Origin of the sequence: Streptomyces sp. NPDC006339 (assembly GCF_040612775.1) — a bacterium.
Taxonomy (GTDB): domain Bacteria; phylum Actinomycetota; class Actinomycetes; order Streptomycetales; family Streptomycetaceae; genus Streptomyces.
In genome coordinates this window covers 21,975-39,488 of sequence record NZ_JBEXQW010000012.1, presented here as the reverse complement: position 1 = coordinate 39,488, position 17,514 = coordinate 21,975, and the positions used below count along the sequence as shown (strand labels likewise).

Annotated in this window: 15 protein-coding genes; 8 read left to right on the top strand and 7 right to left on the bottom strand. The window is 73.3% G+C overall.

Annotation, left to right across the window (positions count from 1 at the left end):
- Positions 1–87: 87 nt before the first annotated feature.
- Positions 88–861, top strand: a complete 774-nt coding sequence (locus ABZ135_RS12020) for a carbon-nitrogen family hydrolase (protein ID WP_356694506.1) — start codon at positions 88–90, stop codon at positions 859–861.
- 48 nt (positions 862–909) lie between these two features.
- Here the strand turns inward: ABZ135_RS12020 and ABZ135_RS12015 are convergent, their stop codons facing one another.
- A complete protein-coding gene (locus ABZ135_RS12015; protein ID WP_356694504.1) occupies positions 910–2,406 on the bottom strand; it encodes a PLP-dependent aminotransferase family protein in 1,497 nt (498 codons plus the stop codon).
- A 73-nt stretch (positions 2,407–2,479) separates the two neighbouring features.
- On the opposite strand from ABZ135_RS12015, the gene ABZ135_RS12010 reads away from it, so the two are divergent.
- Together ABZ135_RS12010 and ABZ135_RS12005 are read left to right on the top strand one after the other, a co-directional pair.
- Positions 2,480–3,772 carry an aminotransferase class I/II-fold pyridoxal phosphate-dependent enzyme gene (locus ABZ135_RS12010; RefSeq protein WP_356694502.1) on the top strand — a complete coding sequence of 431 codons (1,293 nt, stop codon included), beginning with the start codon at positions 2,480–2,482 and terminating at the stop codon, positions 3,770–3,772.
- A gap of 157 nt (positions 3,773–3,929) precedes the next feature.
- Entirely contained in the window at positions 3,930–4,490 is a 561-nt protein-coding gene (locus ABZ135_RS12005) for a GNAT family N-acetyltransferase (RefSeq protein ID WP_356694500.1), read from the top strand.
- Positions 4,491–4,556: 66 nt separating this feature from the next.
- On the opposite strand, the gene ABZ135_RS12000 is transcribed toward ABZ135_RS12005, so the two are convergent.
- Genes ABZ135_RS12000 through ABZ135_RS11990 form a run of 3 tightly spaced genes read right to left on the bottom strand, consistent with a single transcriptional unit; the run spans position 4,557 to position 7,382 of the window.
- A complete protein-coding gene (locus ABZ135_RS12000) occupies positions 4,557–5,048 on the bottom strand; it encodes an LURP-one-related family protein (RefSeq protein WP_356694498.1) in 492 nt (163 codons plus the stop codon).
- 18 nt (positions 5,049–5,066) lie between these two features.
- Positions 5,067–5,819, bottom strand: coding sequence for a hypothetical protein (locus ABZ135_RS11995; RefSeq protein ID WP_356694496.1), 753 nt, complete (start codon positions 5,817–5,819; stop codon positions 5,067–5,069).
- Positions 5,820–5,840: 21 nt separating this feature from the next.
- Positions 5,841–7,382 carry a hypothetical protein gene (locus tag ABZ135_RS11990; protein ID WP_356694494.1) on the bottom strand — a complete coding sequence of 514 codons (1,542 nt, stop codon included), beginning with the start codon at positions 7,380–7,382 and terminating at the stop codon, positions 5,841–5,843.
- A 217-nt stretch (positions 7,383–7,599) separates the two neighbouring features.
- Between ABZ135_RS11990 and ABZ135_RS11985 the strand changes: the two genes are divergently transcribed.
- On the top strand, positions 7,600–9,399 hold the full coding sequence (locus ABZ135_RS11985) for a thioredoxin-like domain-containing protein (protein ID WP_356694492.1): 1,800 nt from the start codon (positions 7,600–7,602) through the stop codon (positions 9,397–9,399).
- A 12-nt stretch (positions 9,400–9,411) separates the two neighbouring features.
- Here ABZ135_RS11985 and ABZ135_RS11980 read toward each other — a convergent pair whose 3' ends face one another.
- Together ABZ135_RS11980 and ABZ135_RS11975 are read right to left on the bottom strand one after the other, a co-directional pair.
- On the bottom strand, positions 9,412–10,707 hold the full coding sequence (locus ABZ135_RS11980) for a M18 family aminopeptidase (protein ID WP_356694490.1): 1,296 nt from the start codon (positions 10,705–10,707) through the stop codon (positions 9,412–9,414).
- A 375-nt stretch (positions 10,708–11,082) separates the two neighbouring features.
- The gene (locus tag ABZ135_RS11975) at positions 11,083–12,912 is read right to left on the bottom strand and encodes an acyl-CoA dehydrogenase (protein WP_356694488.1); all 1,830 of its coding nucleotides are present in this window, start codon (positions 12,910–12,912) and stop codon (positions 11,083–11,085) included.
- A 291-nt stretch (positions 12,913–13,203) separates the two neighbouring features.
- Here ABZ135_RS11975 and ABZ135_RS11970 point away from each other — a divergent pair, with 291 nt between their 5' ends.
- From ABZ135_RS11970 to ABZ135_RS11955, 4 genes are all read left to right on the top strand, one after another.
- On the top strand, positions 13,204–13,647 hold the full coding sequence (locus ABZ135_RS11970) for a calmodulin-binding protein (protein ID WP_356694486.1): 444 nt from the start codon (positions 13,204–13,206) through the stop codon (positions 13,645–13,647).
- 51 nt (positions 13,648–13,698) lie between these two features.
- Positions 13,699–14,214: an SseB family protein gene (locus ABZ135_RS11965; RefSeq protein ID WP_356694484.1), complete on the top strand. Its 516-nt coding sequence runs from the start codon at positions 13,699–13,701 to the stop codon at positions 14,212–14,214.
- A 127-nt stretch (positions 14,215–14,341) separates the two neighbouring features.
- Entirely contained in the window at positions 14,342–15,304 is a 963-nt protein-coding gene (locus ABZ135_RS11960; protein WP_356694482.1) for a pirin family protein, read from the top strand.
- A 214-nt stretch (positions 15,305–15,518) separates the two neighbouring features.
- Positions 15,519–16,643, top strand: a complete 1,125-nt coding sequence (locus ABZ135_RS11955; protein WP_356694480.1) for an AI-2E family transporter — start codon at positions 15,519–15,521, stop codon at positions 16,641–16,643.
- A gap of 4 nt (positions 16,644–16,647) precedes the next feature.
- Here the strand turns inward: ABZ135_RS11955 and ABZ135_RS11950 are convergent, their stop codons facing one another.
- The gene (locus tag ABZ135_RS11950) at positions 16,648–17,469 is read right to left on the bottom strand and encodes an MBL fold metallo-hydrolase (RefSeq protein ID WP_356694478.1); all 822 of its coding nucleotides are present in this window, start codon (positions 17,467–17,469) and stop codon (positions 16,648–16,650) included.
- Between the last annotated feature and the right edge of the window lie 45 nt (positions 17,470–17,514).

The following is a 17,514-nucleotide window of genomic DNA, read 5'->3' as shown; positions in this document are numbered from 1 at the left end:
TTACGCTGCCCGAAGGCACCCCGGCAGTGCTTTCGTGTGACGATCGTAGGCCGGAGTCGACGGCTCGAATGCCAGGACGGTGGTAGTGTGCGCGCCTCACTGATCCAGATCGCGGTGAATTCGGACGAGACGGTCGAAAAGCGGCGCGCGCGGGTGGCCCGCCTGGTCCGCGAGGAGCGCGGCGCGGCCGACCTGGTCGTCCTGCCGGAGCTGTGGACGACGGGCGCCTTCGCCTACGAGGACTTCGTCGCCGAGGCCGAGCCGCTCAAGGGACCCACCCACGAGGCGATGGCCGCCGCCGCGCGGGACGCCGGGGTCTGGCTGCACGCGGGCTCGATCGTCGAGGCGGCCGCCGGCGCCCTCTACAACACCTCGCTGGTCTTCTCCCCCGACGGCGAACTCGCCGCGCGCTACCGGAAGATCCACCGCTTCGGCTTCGACAAGGGCGAGGCGGTGATGATGGCGGCCGGCGACGCGCTGGTCACCGTCGACCTTCCGGACCTCACCGCCGGCGTCGCCACCTGCTACGACCTGCGCTTCCCCGAGCTCTTCCGGGGCCTGGTCGACGCCGGCGCGCACGCCTTCGTGATCCCGGCCGGCTGGCCCGCCCGGCGCCTCGGCCACTGGACGCTGCTCGCCCGGGCCCGGGCCGTCGAGAACCAGGCGTACGTCCTGGCCTGCGGCACCGCCGGCACCCACGCGGGGGTGGAGCAGGCCGGCCACTCGCTCGTCGTCGACCCCTGGGGCGAGGTCCTCGCGGAGGCCGGCCCCGACGAGGAGATTCGCCGGGTCACCCTCGACCCGGCGAAGGTCACGGCCACCCGCGAGCAGTTCCCGGCCCTGAAGGACCGGGTGCTGTAGCGGGCCGCCGCCCACGTCCCGGCGGTGCTGTGGACGGACGCGGCTCCTTCAGACGGTGAGGGCGTTGAGGGCGGCGGGCCGGGGCCCGGGCCGCGACCCCGGCCGCGAGACGGTCCGCGTTGCGGCCGGGGCCTCCGGCTCGGGCGCGTACGCGGCCCACGCCTCCGCGAGTCTGCGCACGGCCTCCGACAACTCCTCGGCCGGCAGCAGGAAATGCAGCCGCAGCATCCGCGCGCTGCCGCCCAGCGCGTCCATGGTGGAGCCGGGCAGCACGGCCACCCCGTGGCGCAGCGCGATCTGGGCGAAGGACACCCCGTCGCCGTACGGCAGCTCGACCCACAGGGTCTGGCCGCCCGCGGCCGGCGGGCAGCTCCACGAGGGCAGGCGGCGGCGCAGCTCGGCGCGCAGCAGATCGTGACCCGCGCGCAGCTCCGCCACGCGCGCCCGGACCAGCGGGGCGAAGGAACCGAGCAGCCGGGCCGCCACCAACTGCGCCGGAACGTCACTGCCGAGGTCGTGCAGGGCCTTCAGCCGGGCGAGGCGCGCCACCAGCGGCGCCGGGCCGCGCACCCAGCCGATCCGCAGGCCGCCCCAGACCGCCTTGCTGAGCGAGCCGACGCCGATGACCTCCGTACCGTACGAGGAGAGCGGCGGCGGCCCCGGGCGGTCCTCGAAGCCCAGCTCGCTCAGCACCTCGTCCTCGACCAGCGGGACCCCGTACGACTCCGCCGCTGCCACCAGGCGCCGGCCGGGCAGCGGCGGCAGGACCGAGCCGGTCGGGTTGTGCAGGTGCGGGATCACATAGGCCAGGGCGGGCCGGTGATGTTCCATCAGGCGGGCCGCCTCCGCCACGTCCAGGCCGTCCGGGCCCACCGCCACCGGGTGCGGCACCGCGGCCGCCTCGCGGAACAGCTCCAGCGCCCCCGGGTAGGTCGGCGCCTCCACGAGCACCCCGTCGCCGGGCGCCAGGAGGAGCCGGGTGAGCAGGCCGATCGCCTGCTGGGCGCCGGTGGTGACCAGGATCTGCGCCGCCGAGGTCGGCACGCCCCGCTCCTCGTACCGCCGGGCGACGGCCTCCCGCAGCGCGGGCAGTCCCGCCGGGTGGTAGCCGAGGTCGGAGGCCGGCAGGACGAGACCGGCGTACGCCTCGGCCAGGGCGCGCGGCGGGGACGGCGGCGCGGCACAGCTCAGCAGGATGACGTCGTCGGCGGTGGGGTCGAGCAGATGCAGGAACATCGGGTTGGAGGTCTCCGTCACCCGGGGGCCGGGCGGCGTGAGCGCGGCCGGCGCCACGCGGGTGCCGCTGCCCTGGCGGCGGACCAGCCGGCCCTCCTGGCGGAGCGTCTCGTACGCGGCGACCACGGTCGTCCGGCCCACCGAGAGCGCCGTCGCGAGCCGGCGGTCGGGCGGCAGCGGAGCGCCGGGCGGGAGCAGTCCCTCGTCGATCAACTGGCGTATGCGGGCGGCGAGGAGCAGATACAGCGGCCCGCGCCCGGCCGACCAGCGGCCGAGCCAGGCGACCAGCTCGCCCACCGTGGGTGTCATTGGATCCATCGGCAGACCAATCCGCCGGGATTGGTCCTGGGGGCACAAGCCCTCCGTCCACAGACTGGGCGTCATGAGCGCCGACACGCAGCCCCGTTCGTCCACCGCCCGCCCGGACACCGCCCGCACCGAGGCCCGCTCCCAGGCCCGCCCCGAGACCCGTCCCGAGATCCGCTCCCAGGCCAGCCCCGAGACCCGTCCCGAGACCCTCGCCGTGCACGCCCCGCAGCCGGAGATCCGCGGCAGCCGGCCGCTCGGCGTGCCGATCCACCAGGGTCACGTCTTCGCCTTCGACAGCGCCGACGCCCTCGCCGAGGCGTTCTCCTCGCCCGACGCCTTCCTCTACAGCCGCATGGGCAACCCCACCGTCCGCTCCCTGGAGGCGGCCGTCGCCCGCCTGGAGGGCGGCGCCGACGCCCTCTCGTACGCCTCCGGCATGGGCGCCATCAACGGCGTGCTGCTCGGCCTGCTCTCCACCGGCGGGCACGTCATCGCCCAGCGCTGCCTCTACGGCGGCACCTACGCGGTCCTCACCGACCTCGCCGCGCGCTGGGGCGTCGAGGTCAGTTACGTCTCCGGCACCGACGCGGACGAGGTGCGCGCCGCCCTGCGCCCCGAGACGCGGCTGCTCTACCTGGAGACCATCGCCAACCCCACCACCCGGGTCTCCGACCTGCCCGCGCTGATCGCCGCCGCCCGCGAGGTCGGGGTGCCGTCCGTCGTCGACAACACCTTCGCCTCGCCGCTGCTGTGCCGGCCGATCGAGTACGGCGCCGATGTCGTCGTGCACTCGGCGACGAAGTACCTCGCGGGCCACGCCGACGTCCTCGGCGGCGTCGCGGTCTTCAAGGACGCGGAGCTGCACCGCCGCATCCGCCACTACGCGGTCGAACAGGGCGCCGTCACCGACCCCTTCGCCGCCTGGCTGACCCTGCGGGGCCTCCAGACGCTGCCGCTGCGCATCGAGCGCCAGAGCGCGACCGCCGCCGAGCTCGCCGGCCGCCTCGCCGCCCACCCGGCGGTGACCGCCGTCCGCCACCCCGCGCTCGCGGGACACCCGGACCACGAGGTGGCGGCCCGGCTGCTGCCGAGGGGCGGCGGCGGGGTCGTCTCCCTCGACCTGTCGGGCGGCCGGGACGCCGGCCGGATCTTCGTCGAGGCGGTCCGGGTCGCCTCGCTCAGCGTGTCCCTGGGCGACGTGAAGACCCTGGTCATGCACCCCGCCTCCACCTCCCACCGCCAGCTCGACGAACAGGCCCTCGAAGCGGCCGGCATCACCCCGGGCACGGTCCGCCTCTCCGTCGGCATCGAGCACGTCGAGGACCTGTGGGAGGACCTGGAGCAGGCGCTGGGCAAGACGCTCTAGGCGGCGGGGGGCCGGGGCGTCGGTCCCGGCGCCGCCGGGAGGTCCGGTGGGGTGCCCGGCCCGTCGGATGGCCGGTTCTTCACGTTCTGGCCGATTCCCCTCCGGGCGCCGCGCCCACTCCTTTCGGATCACTCGTACGGCCGATAGGTTGCCCGCCATGACCGCAACCGCACCCGCGTCCGGGCCCGCCGCCTGGCCGCCCGCCCCCCTGACGACCGAGCGGCTCGTGCTGCGCGCGTCGGAGGCCCGGGACCGGGCGGCGTTCGTCGAGCTGTTCGCGTCGCCGGAGGTGGGCGCCTACACCGGGGGTGCCCGGCCGCGGGACGAGCTCGACCGCGCGATGCCGGAGGTGCCAGGGCGCCGCCCCGGCCTCTTCGTGGTCGAGCGCGACGGAGTGATGATCGGCATGACCACGCTCGACCGCCGCGACGCGGGGCGGCCGGGACACGTCCGCCCCGAGGGCGGGGAGGCCGAGCTCGGCTACCTCTTCCTGCCGGAGGCGTGGGGACAGGGGTACGCCGCCGAGGCGTGCGAGGCGGCCCTCGCCTGGTTCGCCGGCGCGCACCCCGGCGAGCCGGTGGTGCTCTGCACCCGAACCGCCAACACGCGCGCGATGCGCCTCGCGGCGAAGCTGGGGTTCATCGAGGTGGAGCGCTTCGAGGAGTACGGCGCCGAGCAGTGGTTCGGCGTGCGGGCCGCGCCCCCCGAGACGGCCTGAACCCCGCGCTCCCGAGACGGCCTGTACCCCCCCGAGCCGGACCCGGCACGTTCCGAAAGACGCGGCCTAGTCCTCCCGCTCCCGCTCGGCCATCCGGATCACGCACACCGCGACGGCGATGAGCAGGGCCGGGTCGGTGTCGTCGCGGACCACGTCGACGGCGTAGGTGTCGCGGACGTGGAGCCACCGGCGCGAGATGTGGGCGAGGAGTTCGCCCTCGTACTCGACGGCGAACTCCCGGTCCAGGATCCGCCCGCTGACGTCCAGTTCGGTGCCCTCGACGAGCGTGACCCGGAAGTGGTTGCGCAGCAGCGAGAGGCGCTTGCGCCGGACCGTGGCCAGCGGCTGCTCGTCCCGCTCGATCGTCATCGTGTCGCGCAGGCTGAACATCTTCTGCCGCAGCGTGATCAGGACCCGCCCGTCGGGGGCCTTCAGCTCCAGCGTGTCGCGCAGCCGCAGCGCCTTGCCGTCGACGAGGAAGGCCCGCCGGCCGTGCTCGTCCTCGATCCAGTAGTCGTCGCCGATCGCGAAGATCTTGTCCCGTACCAGGTATTTCATACCGGAATGCCTTCCCCGTCACCGCGGGAAGTAGCGGGTGAAGGGGTCGGCGGTCACCCCGAGCGTGGGGCCGAAGGGCGCGTCCAACTGGTGGATGAGCAGGACGGTGAAGGCGATGAAGCCGGACAGGCCCATCACGAGGATCACGTGGGTGGTGTTGCGTTCGAGGCCGAAGAGGAACATGAAGCCCACGGTCAGGACGCCGCCGATGATCAGGCCCGTCCACAGGACCGCGGAGAGGCGCTCCTGCGCCGCCGCCTCCCGGCCCCGGCGCGCGTCGTCGACGTAGCCGATCTGGGCCAGCATCTCCTGGGCGGCGATCTGCTGGGCCATGGTGCCGCGCCCGGTGAGCTCACCGGCGGTGCGCAGCCGGTCGAGCAGCACCCAGCCCTCCGGCCCGAGGGGTTCGCGCTCGGCCATCCGGGGCCATTCGACGCCGACGACGTGGGCGGCGTACGCGCGGGCCGCGTCCCGCACCGGCTGCCGCTGACCGGCGGGCAGCGCCTCGGCCAGGAGGTAGGTCTGGTGCAGGGCGCTGGCCTCGGTCTGGACCCGGTCGTCGGCGGTGGCACGGTTGTCCCAGACGGAGACGAGGCAGAGGCCGAGTACGAGCGCGTAGAAGACCGACACCATCATCGAGATGTACTCGGCGACGTCCTCGCGCGGCAGATCGCCCTCCCGCCGCGGGAAGAGCTTGGTCTTGACGATGACGGCGAGCGCGGCGACCACGGCGACGGCGAAGACCACGACGAGGGTTTCCAGCAGGACCATGTGATCTCTCAGCAGGCTTTCTCAGTGGCGGCGGGAGCCGAGCAGGGCCGCGGCGACCGCGGCGGGGATGAGGATCAGCAGCAGCGTCAGGACGATGCCGAGTTCGGGGAGTTCGCGGTAGCGGCGGTGCAGGCGGGGCAGGAGCCCCTCCTCCCCGGCCACCGCCTCGGGCCGCCGTGCGGCCGGCACCTCGGCGGGTACCTGGGGCGCTACCTCGGCAGGCGTCCGGCCCGGCACCTCGCCGACGGCGGGAGGCGGCTGTACGGCACGGGGCGGCTGTACGGCGGCGGGCGGCCGTACGGCGGGAGGCGGCCGTACGGCGGGAGGCGGCTGCACGGCACCGGGTGGCGGTACGGCTCCGGGTGGCCGGGCGCCCGGCGGCGGGGCCGCGCCCGGATCCGTGACGGCCGCCGCGGCTTCGAGGGCGGCCTCCACCAGTGCGGCAGCAGCCGCGGCCACGGCTTCCGCCACCGCTGCCGCTTCCGCCGCTTCCGCTGCGGCCGCTGCGGCCGGCGAAGCGGGCGGGGCGGCCGGTCCGGGGGCGACGCCGGCGGCTCCGGCGGCGGCCCCCGCCGCTGCGGCCCCCGGAACACCCGCCGCCCCCGCCGCCGCGGCCCCAGCCGCCCCAGCCGCACCCGCCGCCCCCGCAGTCCTGGCAGCGGCACCAGCACCCCCCACCCCTGGAGCCCCCGCCACCCCCGCCACACCCGGCGCACCTGCCACACCAGCCGTACCCGGTGCCCCCGCCGCGCCCCCCGGTCTCGTCGGCAGGGCCCGCGGCACGGCGTCCAGCCGGAAGGCGGCCGAGGCGCGGGCGGTGAGGAGCGGGGCGGGGAGGCGCTCGCCGCGCTCGCCGACCGTCGTGACCCGGTCGCTGCCGGAGGCCAGCCCCGCACTGCGATAGGTCCCGGGCGGTCGCCGTACGGTCGCCGTGCAGTCGGCGGAGGCGCCCGGGGCGAGCAGCGGGAGGGTGGGGGACCGCCGCGTCCCGCAGACGATGCCGCCCGGCACGGAGCCGAGGGGCGGATCGGTGAGCCGGACGCCGTGGACCGGCCGGTTGCCCGGGTTGGCGACGGTGTACCGCACCACCGCCTGCCCGGGGCCGGTCACCCGTACCGCCTCCGTCAGGGCGAGGGCGCCGGCGACGCCCTCGTACCCGGAACGGGCGGTCGCGGTGAGGTGCCGGGCGAGGGAGGGAATCTCGCCGGTCGCGCGGGCCGTCCCGGTGTGGTGGCCGGGCAGGGCCCGGAAACGAGCCGTGCACTGGACCGACCGGAGGGCACCGAGCGGCGGCGCCGGGCAGCGGACCCGGCCGCCCGGCACGCCCGGGTCGGTGACCCGCACCCGGTGGAGGTCGGCCTCGCCCCGGTTGGCCAGGCGGTAGCGCTTCACGACCACCGCCCCGGCCCGCACCGGAACCCCCGTCCCGGGGACGGTGTTCACGGTGACCGCCATCTCCAGGGCGCCGTCCCCCGCACCGCCGGCCCGCGCGGTCGGTGCCGCCCCGGGCAGGAGCGAGGGCAGGAGCAGCAGCAGTAACAGCGGGGTGTGCCGCAGCCGCATGACGGGCACCTCCTGGCGTTCGGGCGGCGGCCGTACGGCACGGTCACTGTCGTACGGTCGGCGGGCCGGGCGGCCGGGATGGCCGAAAAGTCCGATGATCGGTCCGCATGCCATGCTCGCCATGCCACTCGCACATGCCCTGGGCAGGACACGCGTCACCCACCCCGCCCGGACCCCTCTTTCACCCGTCCGCCGATCCGTGCGGCACCCTTGAGCCATGAACGACGACTCCGCGCCCGCGCCCGCGACCCGCCGCGCTCGTGTCCGCGCCCCCGAGCTCATCGGCAAGGGCGGCTGGCTCAACACCGGCGGAGACGATCTGACCCTCACCGATCTGAGGGGAAAGATCGTTCTGCTCGACTTCTGGACCTTCTGCTGCATCAACTGCCTGCACGTCCTCGACGAGCTGCGCGAGCTGGAGGAGAAGCACCGCGACACCCTGGTGATCATCGGGGTGCACTCGCCCAAGTTCGTCCACGAGGCCGAGCACCAGGCCGTCGTCGACGCCGTCGAGCGGTACGAGGTCCACCACCCCGTCCTCGACGACCCGGAGCTCGCGACCTGGAAGCAGTACGCCGTACGGGCCTGGCCGACCCTCGTCGTGATCGACCCGGAGGGTTATGTCGTCGCCCAGCACGCCGGTGAGGGCCACGCCAACGCGATCCGCACGCTCGTCGAGGAGCTGGAGGCCGAGCACGAGGCGAAGGGCACGCTGCGCCGCGGCGACGGGCCCTATGTGCCGCCGGAGCCGGTCGCGACCGACCTGCGCTTCCCCGGCAAGGCGGTCCTGCTGCCGGCCGGCACCTTCCTGGTCTCCGACACCACCCGGCACCAGCTCGTCGAGCTGGCGGCGGACGGCGAGAGCGTGGTGCGGCGGATCGGCGGCGAGGGCGAGTTCCGCGAGCCGCAGGGCCTCGCGCTGCTGCCCGACGGGAAGGTCGTCGTCGCCGACACCGTGAACCACGCGCTGAAGCTGCTCGACCCGGAGACCGGCGCGATCGAGCGGATCGCCGGCACCGGCCGCCAGTGGTGGCAGGGCTCCCCCACCTCCGGGCCCGCCCTGGAGGTCGACCTGTCCTCGCCGTGGGACGTGGCCTGGTGGCAGGGCAAGGTGTGGATCGCCATGGCGGGCGTCCACCAGATCTGGACGTACGACCCGGAGACGAGGACCGTCGGGGTCGCCGCCGGCACCACCAACGAGGGCCTGGTCGACGGGCCCGCCGCCGAGGCGTGGTTCGCCCAGCCGTCCGGCCTCGCGGCCACCCCCGACCGGCTGTGGATCGCCGACTCGGAGACCAGCGCGCTGCGCTTCATCGACACGGACGGGCACGTCCACACCGCCGTCGGCACCGGTCTCTTCGACTTCGGCCACCGCGACGGCGCCGCCGAGCAGGCGCTCTTCCAGCACCCGCTCGGCGTGACCGCCCTGCCGGACGGCTCGGTCGCCGTCTCCGACACGTACAACCACGCGCTGCGCCGCTTCGACCCGGCGAGCGGCGAGGTCACCACCCTCGCCACGGATCTGCGCGAGCCCAGCGACGCGGTCGTCGTCGGCGAGGACGTCGTGGTCGTCGAGTCGGCCCGCCACCGGCTCACCCGGCTGCGGCTGCCCGAGGAGGCCGTCCAGGTCGAGTCGGTCGCCCACCGCACCCGCCGCGAGCCCACCGAGGTCGCGCCGGGCCGGCTCCGCCTCGACGTGGTCTTCCAGGCCCCGAAGGGCCAGAAGCTGGACGAGCGCTACGGCCCCTCGACCCGGCTCCTGGTCTCCTCCACCCCGCCGGAGCTCCTGCTCGCGGGCGAGGGCACGGGCACGGACCTGTTCCGCGAGCTCGACCTGAACCCGTCCGTCACCGAGGGCGTCCTGCACGTCTCCGCGATGGCCGCCTCCTGCGACGACGACCCGGCCAACGAGTACCCGGCCTGCCACGTCCACCAGCAGGACTGGGGCGTCCCGGTCCGCGTCACCTCGACCGGCACCGCCCGCCTCCCGCTGATCCTGGCGGGCATGGACGGCTGACCCTCCGCCGGCTCAGCCCTCCAGGAAGGCCACCAGCGCGTTGGCGAGGTGGTGGGGGTCGTCGGAGCCGCAGAGTTCGCGGGCGCTGTGCATCGACAGGCAGGCGACGCCGATGTCGACCGTGGAGATGCCGTGCCGGGCGGCGGTGATCGGGCCGATCGTCGTCCCGCACGGCATGTCGTTGTTGGAGACGAACGACTGCCACGGCACGCCCGCCTTCTCGCAGGCGGCGGCGAAGACGGCCCGGCCGCTGCCGTCGGTGGCGTAGCGCTGGTTGACGTTGACCTTGAGGATGGGGCCGCCGTTGGGGCGCGGGTGGTGCGTCGGGTCGTGGCGCTCGCTGTAGTTGGGGTGCACGGCGTGGCCGACGTCGGAGGACAGGCAGATCGAGCCGGCGAGGGCGCGGGCCTTGTCCTCGTAACCGCCGCCGCGGGCGTAGACCGAGCGCTCCAGGACGGTGCCGAGCAGCGGGCCGTGGGCGCCGGTGTCGGCCTCGGAGCCGTTCTCCTCGTGGTCGAAGGCGGCGAGGACCGGGATGTACGGCAGGTCGTCGCCGTGCGCGGCGACGGCGGCCAGGGCGGCGGCGCAGGCGTGCACGGAGATGAGGTTGTCCATGCGCGGGCCGGCGACGAGCTCGCGGTCGCGGCCGAGGTAGGCCGGGGCCTCGACGGCGTGGACCATGAGGTCCCACCCGGCCACGTCCTCCGCGTCCACGCCCGCCTCCTCGGCGACGTACGCGATCAGGTCGCCCTCGCGCACCTCGCCCATGCCCCAGATCGGCTGCATGTGGCGCTGGCGCTCCAGCTTCATGCCCTCGTTGACCTGCCGGTCCAGGTGGATGGCGAGCTGCGGCACGCGCAGCAGCGGCCGGTCGACGTTCACCAGCGCGTGGCTCCCGTCCCGCAGCGTGAGCCGGCCGGCCAGGCCCAGGTCGCGGTCCAGCCAGCTATTGAGCAGCGGTCCGCCGTAGATCTCGACGGCGACCTGCCGCCAGCCCTCGCGACCGAAGTCCGGCTGCGGCTTGACCCGCAGGTTCGGGGAGTCGGTGTGGGCGCCGACGATCCGGAACGGGGTGTGCGGGGCGGCGCCCTCGGGCACGTACCAGGCGATGATCGCGCCGCCGCGGACCACGTACCTGCCGCCGGTCGTCCCGTCCCAGGCATCGGTCTCCTCGACCTTGCGGAAGCCGGCCTTCTCCAGCCGCTCCGCGGTGTTCGCCACGACGTGGTACGGCGAGGGCGAGGCCGCGAGGAAGGTCATGAGGTCATCGGTGTGGCCGCGGTCGAAGCGGGAGGGTGCGCTACTCATGCCGTTCACCTTACGCAGGTACCGCCATGCGGACGGGGGGTATCCGTCTCCGGACGAACGGAGGACGGGGCGATGACCCCGAGCACCTCTGGCGCTGCCCCGAGCCGGGCCGATGATTCGGCAGACGGGCGATGACCCCGAGGGCCCGGCGGCGCCCCCGACCGCCTCGGCGAGTGAGCCGAAGGGGCGCGCCGGGGGAACAGTCCCGAACGCGCGCAGCCCCGCGAGGAACGAGCGGGGCGAGCACGTACGGGGCTGTGAGTCCGGCTCAAGCGCCCCGGAGGTGAACCGAGCCACAAAAAACCGGAACGGCCCGCTCCCCTCCCCGGGAGCGAGCCGTTCCTCGCGCGGACGATGTCGCGTACCTGTGCGGTACTAGAACGCGGCCTCGTCCAGGTCCATCAGGGAGCCGTCGACGCTCTCGGCGAGGACGCGCTCGGTGGAGACGCCGGGCAGGACGTTGGCGGCGAAGAACTTCGCGGCCGCGATCTTGCCCTGGTAGAAGGCGACGTCCTTGCCGGACGCGCCGGCCGCGAGCTTCTCGGCGGCGACGGCGGCACCGCGCAGCAGCAGGTAGCCGACGACGACGTCGCCGGAGGCCATGAGCAGGCGGGTGGTGTTGAGGCCGACCTTGTAGATGTTCTTGACATCCTCGCCGGTGGCGGTGAGGTCGGTCAGCATGGCGCCGACGATGCCCTCGAGGTCGACGGCCGCCTTGGCGAGCGCGTCGCGGGCGCCGGCGAGCTCGTCGCCGCCGGTGCCGAGGGCGAGGAACTTCTTGATCTCCTCGGCCAGGGCGTTCAGGGACGCGCCCTGGTCGCGGACGATCTTGCGGAAGAAGAAGTCCTGGCCCTGGATGGCCGTGGTGCCCTCGTAGAGGGTGTCGATCTTGGCGTCCCGGATGTACTGCTCGATCGGGTACTCCTGCAGGAAGCCGGAGCCGCCGAAGGTCTGCAGCGACTGGGCGAGCTGCTCGTAGCCCTTCTCGGAGCCGTAGCCCTTCACGATCGGCAGGAGCAGGTCGTTCAGGCCGTGGAGCGCCTTGGCGTCCTCGCCGGCCGCCTCCTTGATCGCGATCTCGTCCTGGATGGTGGCGGTGTAGAGGACGAGGGAGCGCATGCCCTCGGCGTACGCCTTCTGCGTCATGAGCGAGCGGCGGACGTCGGGGTGGTGCGTGATGGTGACCTTGGGGGCGGTCTTGTCCATGAAGTTCGCCAGGTCGGTGCCCTGGACGCGCTCCTTGGCGTACTCCAGGGCGTTGAGGTAGCCCGTGGAGAGGGTGGAGATCGCCTTCGTGCCGACCATCATGCGGGCGAACTCGATGATGAGGAACATCTGGCGGATGCCGTCGTGCTTGTCGCCGATGAGCCAGCCCTTGGCGGGGTGCTTGTCGCCGAAGGTCATCTCGCACGTGTTGGACGCCTTGAGGCCCATCTTGTGCTCGACGTTGGTGGCGTAGACGCCGTTGCGGGCGCCGAGCTCGCCGGTCTCCCAGTCGAACTCGTACTTGGGGACGAGGAAGAGGGAGAGGCCCTTGGTGCCGGGGCCGGCGCCTTCGGGGCGGGCGAGGACGTAGTGGAGGATGTTCTCCTCCATGTCGTGCTCACCGGAGGTGATGAAGCGCTTGACGCCCTCGATGTGCCAGGAGCCGTCCTCCTGCTGGATGGCCTTGGTGCGGCCGGCGCCGACGTCCGAGCCCGCGTCGGGCTCGGTGAGCACCATGGTGGAGCCCCAGCGCTTCTCGACGGCGATCTTGGCGATCTTCTTCTGCGCCTCGTTGCCCTCGGTGTAGAGGATGCCGGCGAAGGCCGGGCCGGAGGAGTACATCCAGATGGCCGGGTTCGAGCCGAGCAGCAGCTCCGCGTAGGCCCAGATGAGCGAGCGCGGGGAGACGGTGCCGCCGATCTCCTCGGGGATGCCCAGGCGCCAGTACTCGGACTCCATGAAGGCGTTGTAGGAGTTCTTGAAGGACGCCGGGACCGGGGCCGTGTTGGTCTCCGGGTCGAAGACCGGCGGGTTGCGGTCGGCGTCGGCGAAGGACTCCGCGAGCTCGTTCTCGGCGAGGCGGCGGATCTCGTCCAGGATGCTCTTGGCGGTCTCGACGTCCATCTCCTCGAACGGACCGGTGCCGTACACCTTGTCGCGGCCGAGCACCTCGAAGAGGTTGAACTCGATGTCGCGGAGATTCGACTTGTAGTGCCCCATGGCGACGGCTCCGTAAAGGCTCGGGGAGGCGGATGTCTAACCGGTGGCTACCCGTGAGTAGCCCACGCTCTCTACGATGATGCTACCCACCGGTAATAAGGGCAACCCCTATCGGGACATCTGTGACGTCAATCGCGTGCGTCATCTGCGTGCGTCAATCACGTGCGTCAACCCGAATCGACGGCGCTCGGTCGTTCCGGGGACACCTCGCCGTCACCCTCCGTGTGTCGCGTAACCGGAGGGCTACATTCCGTGATCGACGTGTCGTTCTTGTTCACGGAAGGTGTTGTGATGCGACGTTCGTTCGCGAAGCTCGGTGCCCTTGCCGCGGGTCTGCTGATGGCGGTGACCGGGGCGGCCACCTCCGCTCCGGTGACGGCCGAGGCGGCCGACCCGGCCTACTTCGAGTTCACGGACATCACGCGGGAGCGGGCGGTGGTGCGGCTCGACGACCCGGAGAAGATCGCCCACGCCCGGGCGCTCGTGAACGGCGAGACGACGGAGCGGCCGCACCTCGTCGGCCGGATCGCCAAGTCCCAGGCCGCGTACAACCCGCGCTGGAGCTTCCACTTCCGCCCGGAGACGGTGGACTTCTTCGATGTCGCCATCGAGGTCTGCGACGCGACCCTCCCGTACGTCGAGGACCACCTCGACGAGGCGGGCGGCGCCTTCCTGCCCGGGCTCGTCTACTGCCCCTGGACCTCGCGCCTGACGCGTGAGGTCACGCCGCGGTAGCGGGCGGGGAGGGGTCCCGGCGGACCCCCGGCGGTCGATAGGCTGGCCCGCATGTACGGCTACGAGCAGACCCCGGGTGCGCAAGCGCAGTACGGTCAGCCTCCGCAGCAGCCTTACGCGGCGCAGGGGCAGCCGGGCATGCAGGGCATGCAGGGCATGCAGGGCGGCGGCTACGGACAGCAGCAGCCGCCGCTGTACCCGGAGCCCTCGCCGCCCTCGCTCGCGGACGCGGTGCGGGCCTTCACCACCGGGACGCTCTCCGCCGAGGACTTCCAGCAGATCTTCGCGACCTCGAAGGTCTACTGCCCGCGCGGCGACAACCCCGGTTTCCTGGCCCTGCACAACACCCAGCAGCCGGTGATCCCCATGTTCACCTCGCTCAAGGAGCTGCGGCGCTACGCGGGCAAGGAGTCCAAGTACTTCGTGATCACCGGTGCCGAGGTGATCGACCTGCTGCCGACCGGCTACGGCTTCGTCCTCGACATGGAGGGCGACCACCGGATGGTCTTCGACGCCAAGGCCGTGGAGCAGATGGTCGACTACGCGATGCGCCGCATGTACGGCTGAGCGGGGCTCGTGACGTGGCGGAGAGAGCGCCCGGGAGGAATTCCTCCCGGGCGTTCCGCGTTCCGGGTGGCAGGAAGTTCATCGTTCAACTAAAGTGGTCGTACAAGGTCGCACTAGGAGGTCCGTCATGCCTGCCGTGACTGTCGAGAACCCGCTCACCCTGCCCCGCGTCGCCGCCCCCGCGGACGCCGCCGCCCGCCCCGTGCTCGCCGTCACCACGGCACCCTCGGGCTTCGAGGGCGAGGGCTTCCCGGTGCGCCGCGCCTTCGCCGGCATCAACTACCAGTACCTCGACCCGTTCATCATGATGGACCAGATGGGCGAGGTGGAGTACGCCCCCGGCGAGCCCAAGGGCACGCCCTGGCACCCGCACCGCGGCTTCGAGACCGTCACCTACATCATCGACGGCGTCTTCGACCACCAGGACTCCAACGGCGGTGGCGGCACCATCACCAACGGCGACACCCAGTGGATGACCGCCGGTGCCGGCCTCCTCCACATCGAGGCCCCGCCGGAGCACCTCGTCGTCAGCGGCGGCCTCTTCCACGGCCTCCAGTTGTGGGTCAACCTGCCGGCCGCCGACAAGATGATGGCGCCCCGCTACCAGGACATCCGCGGCGGCCAGGTCCAGCTCCTGACCTCGCCCGACGGCGGCGCGCTGCTGCGCGTCATCGCCGGCGAGCTCGACGGCCACCAGGGCCCGGGCATCACCCACACCCCCATCACGATGATCCACGCCACCCTGCGGCCCGGCGCCGAGATCGCCCTGCCGTGGCGCGAGGACTTCAACGGCCTCGCGTACGTGCTGGCCGGCCGCGGCACGGTCGGCGAGGAGCGGCGCCCGGTCCACACGGGCCAGACCGCCGTCTTCGGCAAGGGAGGCCGGCTCACCGTCCGCGCCGACGACAAGCAGGACGGCAACACCCCGGACCTGGAGGTCGTCCTCCTCGGCGGGCGTCCGATCCGCGAGCCGATGGCGCACTACGGCCCGTTCGTCATGAACACCCAGGCCGAACTCCGCCAGGCGTTCGAGGACTTCCAGGCGGGCCGCCTCGGCACGATCCCGGCCGTGCACGGCATGGGCGAGTAGTCCGGGGCCGGGACCTGGGCCGGGGCCGGGGCCGTACGGTACGGGACCGGGCCGCGCGAGCCCGGAGCCGTACGGGACCGTTCGCCGGGAGCGGGAGCGGGAGCGGGAGCGGGACCGTCCGGTACGGGAGCCGGAGCCGTACGGGCTGACGCCGCGTCACCCGTACGGCGTCCAGCGCGCGACGCCACGCCGCACGGCGTGGTCCGGTGGACGCGTGCCCACCGAACGACCGCCTCGACCGCCCCGGCCGCTGCTTCCGGACGGGGTGCTGCGCACCGCCGCCTGGTGCGCCGTCGCCCTGCTCGTCACCGGGGTCGCCGCGGTGCTCGTCTGGCTGTGCGTCACCTTCAAGACAGCCGTCACCCCCGTCCTGCTCGCGCTCCTCGGCACCGCGCTGCTCGGCCCGCTCCACCGGCGGCTGCTGCGCATGAAGGTGCGGAGGTCGGTCGCCGCCGGGCTCACCGTCCTCGCCGTCCTGCTGGTCGTCGGCGGCGCCACGTACATCGTGGTCGCCGCGCTCCTGGAGACCGGCGACCAGATCGTCTCCTCCGTGCGCCGGGCGGCCCAGGACATCGCCGAGCACCTCGGCGCGGCCGGCACCTCGCTCGACGACCTCGCCGCGAACTCCAAGGAGCTGCTCCAGAGGTTCGGCGGCACCGCCGCCTCCGGGGTGATCTCCGGGCTCAGCGTGGTCGGCGAGATGATGGCCACCGCCGTCCTCGCGCTGCTCCTGGTCTTCTTCTTCCTGCGCGACTCCGACCGGGCGGTCGGCGCGCTGCGCTCCCTCGCCCCGGCGTCCACCGGTGACACGGTCGAGGCGATGGGCCGGCGGGCGTTCGAGGCCGTCGAGGGCTTCATGCGCGGCACGACGCTCATCGCCCTCATCGACGCCACCTTCATCACCGTGGGGCTGCTGATCCTGCGCGTGCCCGGCGCGGTCGGGCTCGGCGCCCTGGTCTTCGTGGGCGCCTACATCCCGTACCTCGGCGCCGTCCTCTCCGGCGCCGTCGCCGTCCTCGTCGCCCTCGCCGACCGCGGCTTCGTCATCGCGCTGTGGGCGCTCGGCGTCGTCCTCGCCGTGCAGGTCCTGGAGGGCCACGTCCTCCAGCCGGTCATCCAGAGCCGGACCGTGCAGATGCACCCGGCCGTGGTGATGATCGCCATCACGGCCGGGGCGTCGGTCGCCGGCATCCTGGGCATGCTGCTCGCCGTGCCGCTGACGGCGGCCGTGTTCGGGGTGATCGGCGAGCTGCGGGCGCGGTACGGGGACGGGGCGGGCGCCGCCGGGGCCGAGGGCGGCACCGGGGCGGCCGGGCCCGGTCCCCGGGCCGGGCCCTGACCCCTCAGGTCGTCGCGGCCGGCATGCCTCCGGGCTGGAAGGACCTCAGCATCTCTTCCAGGGCGGCCTGGTCGGGGCCGATGAACGGGTCCGCGTCCGGCGCCATCGTGAGCGTCTCGATCATCCGGTCCACCATCCGCACGGCGGGCGGGAGATGGGTGCTCAGCACGATCTCCGGGTTCATCTCCCGGAACTGGTCCACCCACATGCCGTACTTCAGCGGGTCCACCACGTGCACCCACGGGCTGTCCAGCGTCGCCCACAGAAGCTGCGCCGCCCGCAGCTCGTCCGGCTTGAGGTCGCTCGCGTGCCCGCTCTCGGCGAGCTCGGCGGTCGGCACCGGTCCGCCGAAGCAGTCGGAGCTGAAGCAGATCCGGGTCCGGTCGTCGTAGAAGCCGACCGTGGCCGGACTGTCGAACAGCGGCGGCCGGAAGGCGTGGAGCGAACGGTCGCCGACGTCGAGGGACTGGCCGGGGTTGAGGAAGTACACGCGGTCCATCGGCAGCGGGCGCTCGGTGGTCATGATCCCGGCGCCGATGAACGTGGTCACCACCCGCGCCCTGGGCGCCGCGACGAGCAGGTCGAAGATGCCGCCCGTGTGGTCACGGTCGGGGTGGGTGAGCCAGATCCAGAGGATGTCGGCGGGGTCGACGACCTCGCCGATCGTGGCGACGAAGTCGCGGTCGGAGAGGGAGAGCCCGGTGTCGACGACGACGGGTTCGCGGGCGGTGAGGACGTAGGCGTTGACGGGGATGTGGCCCATGCCCGGTATTTCGAGGCTGTCGGCGATGACGGTGGTGTCGCTGCCGACCTTGTGGGTGTCCATGACGAGCTCCGTGGTCCCCCCGGCGGCCGTACGTCACCAGTCTGC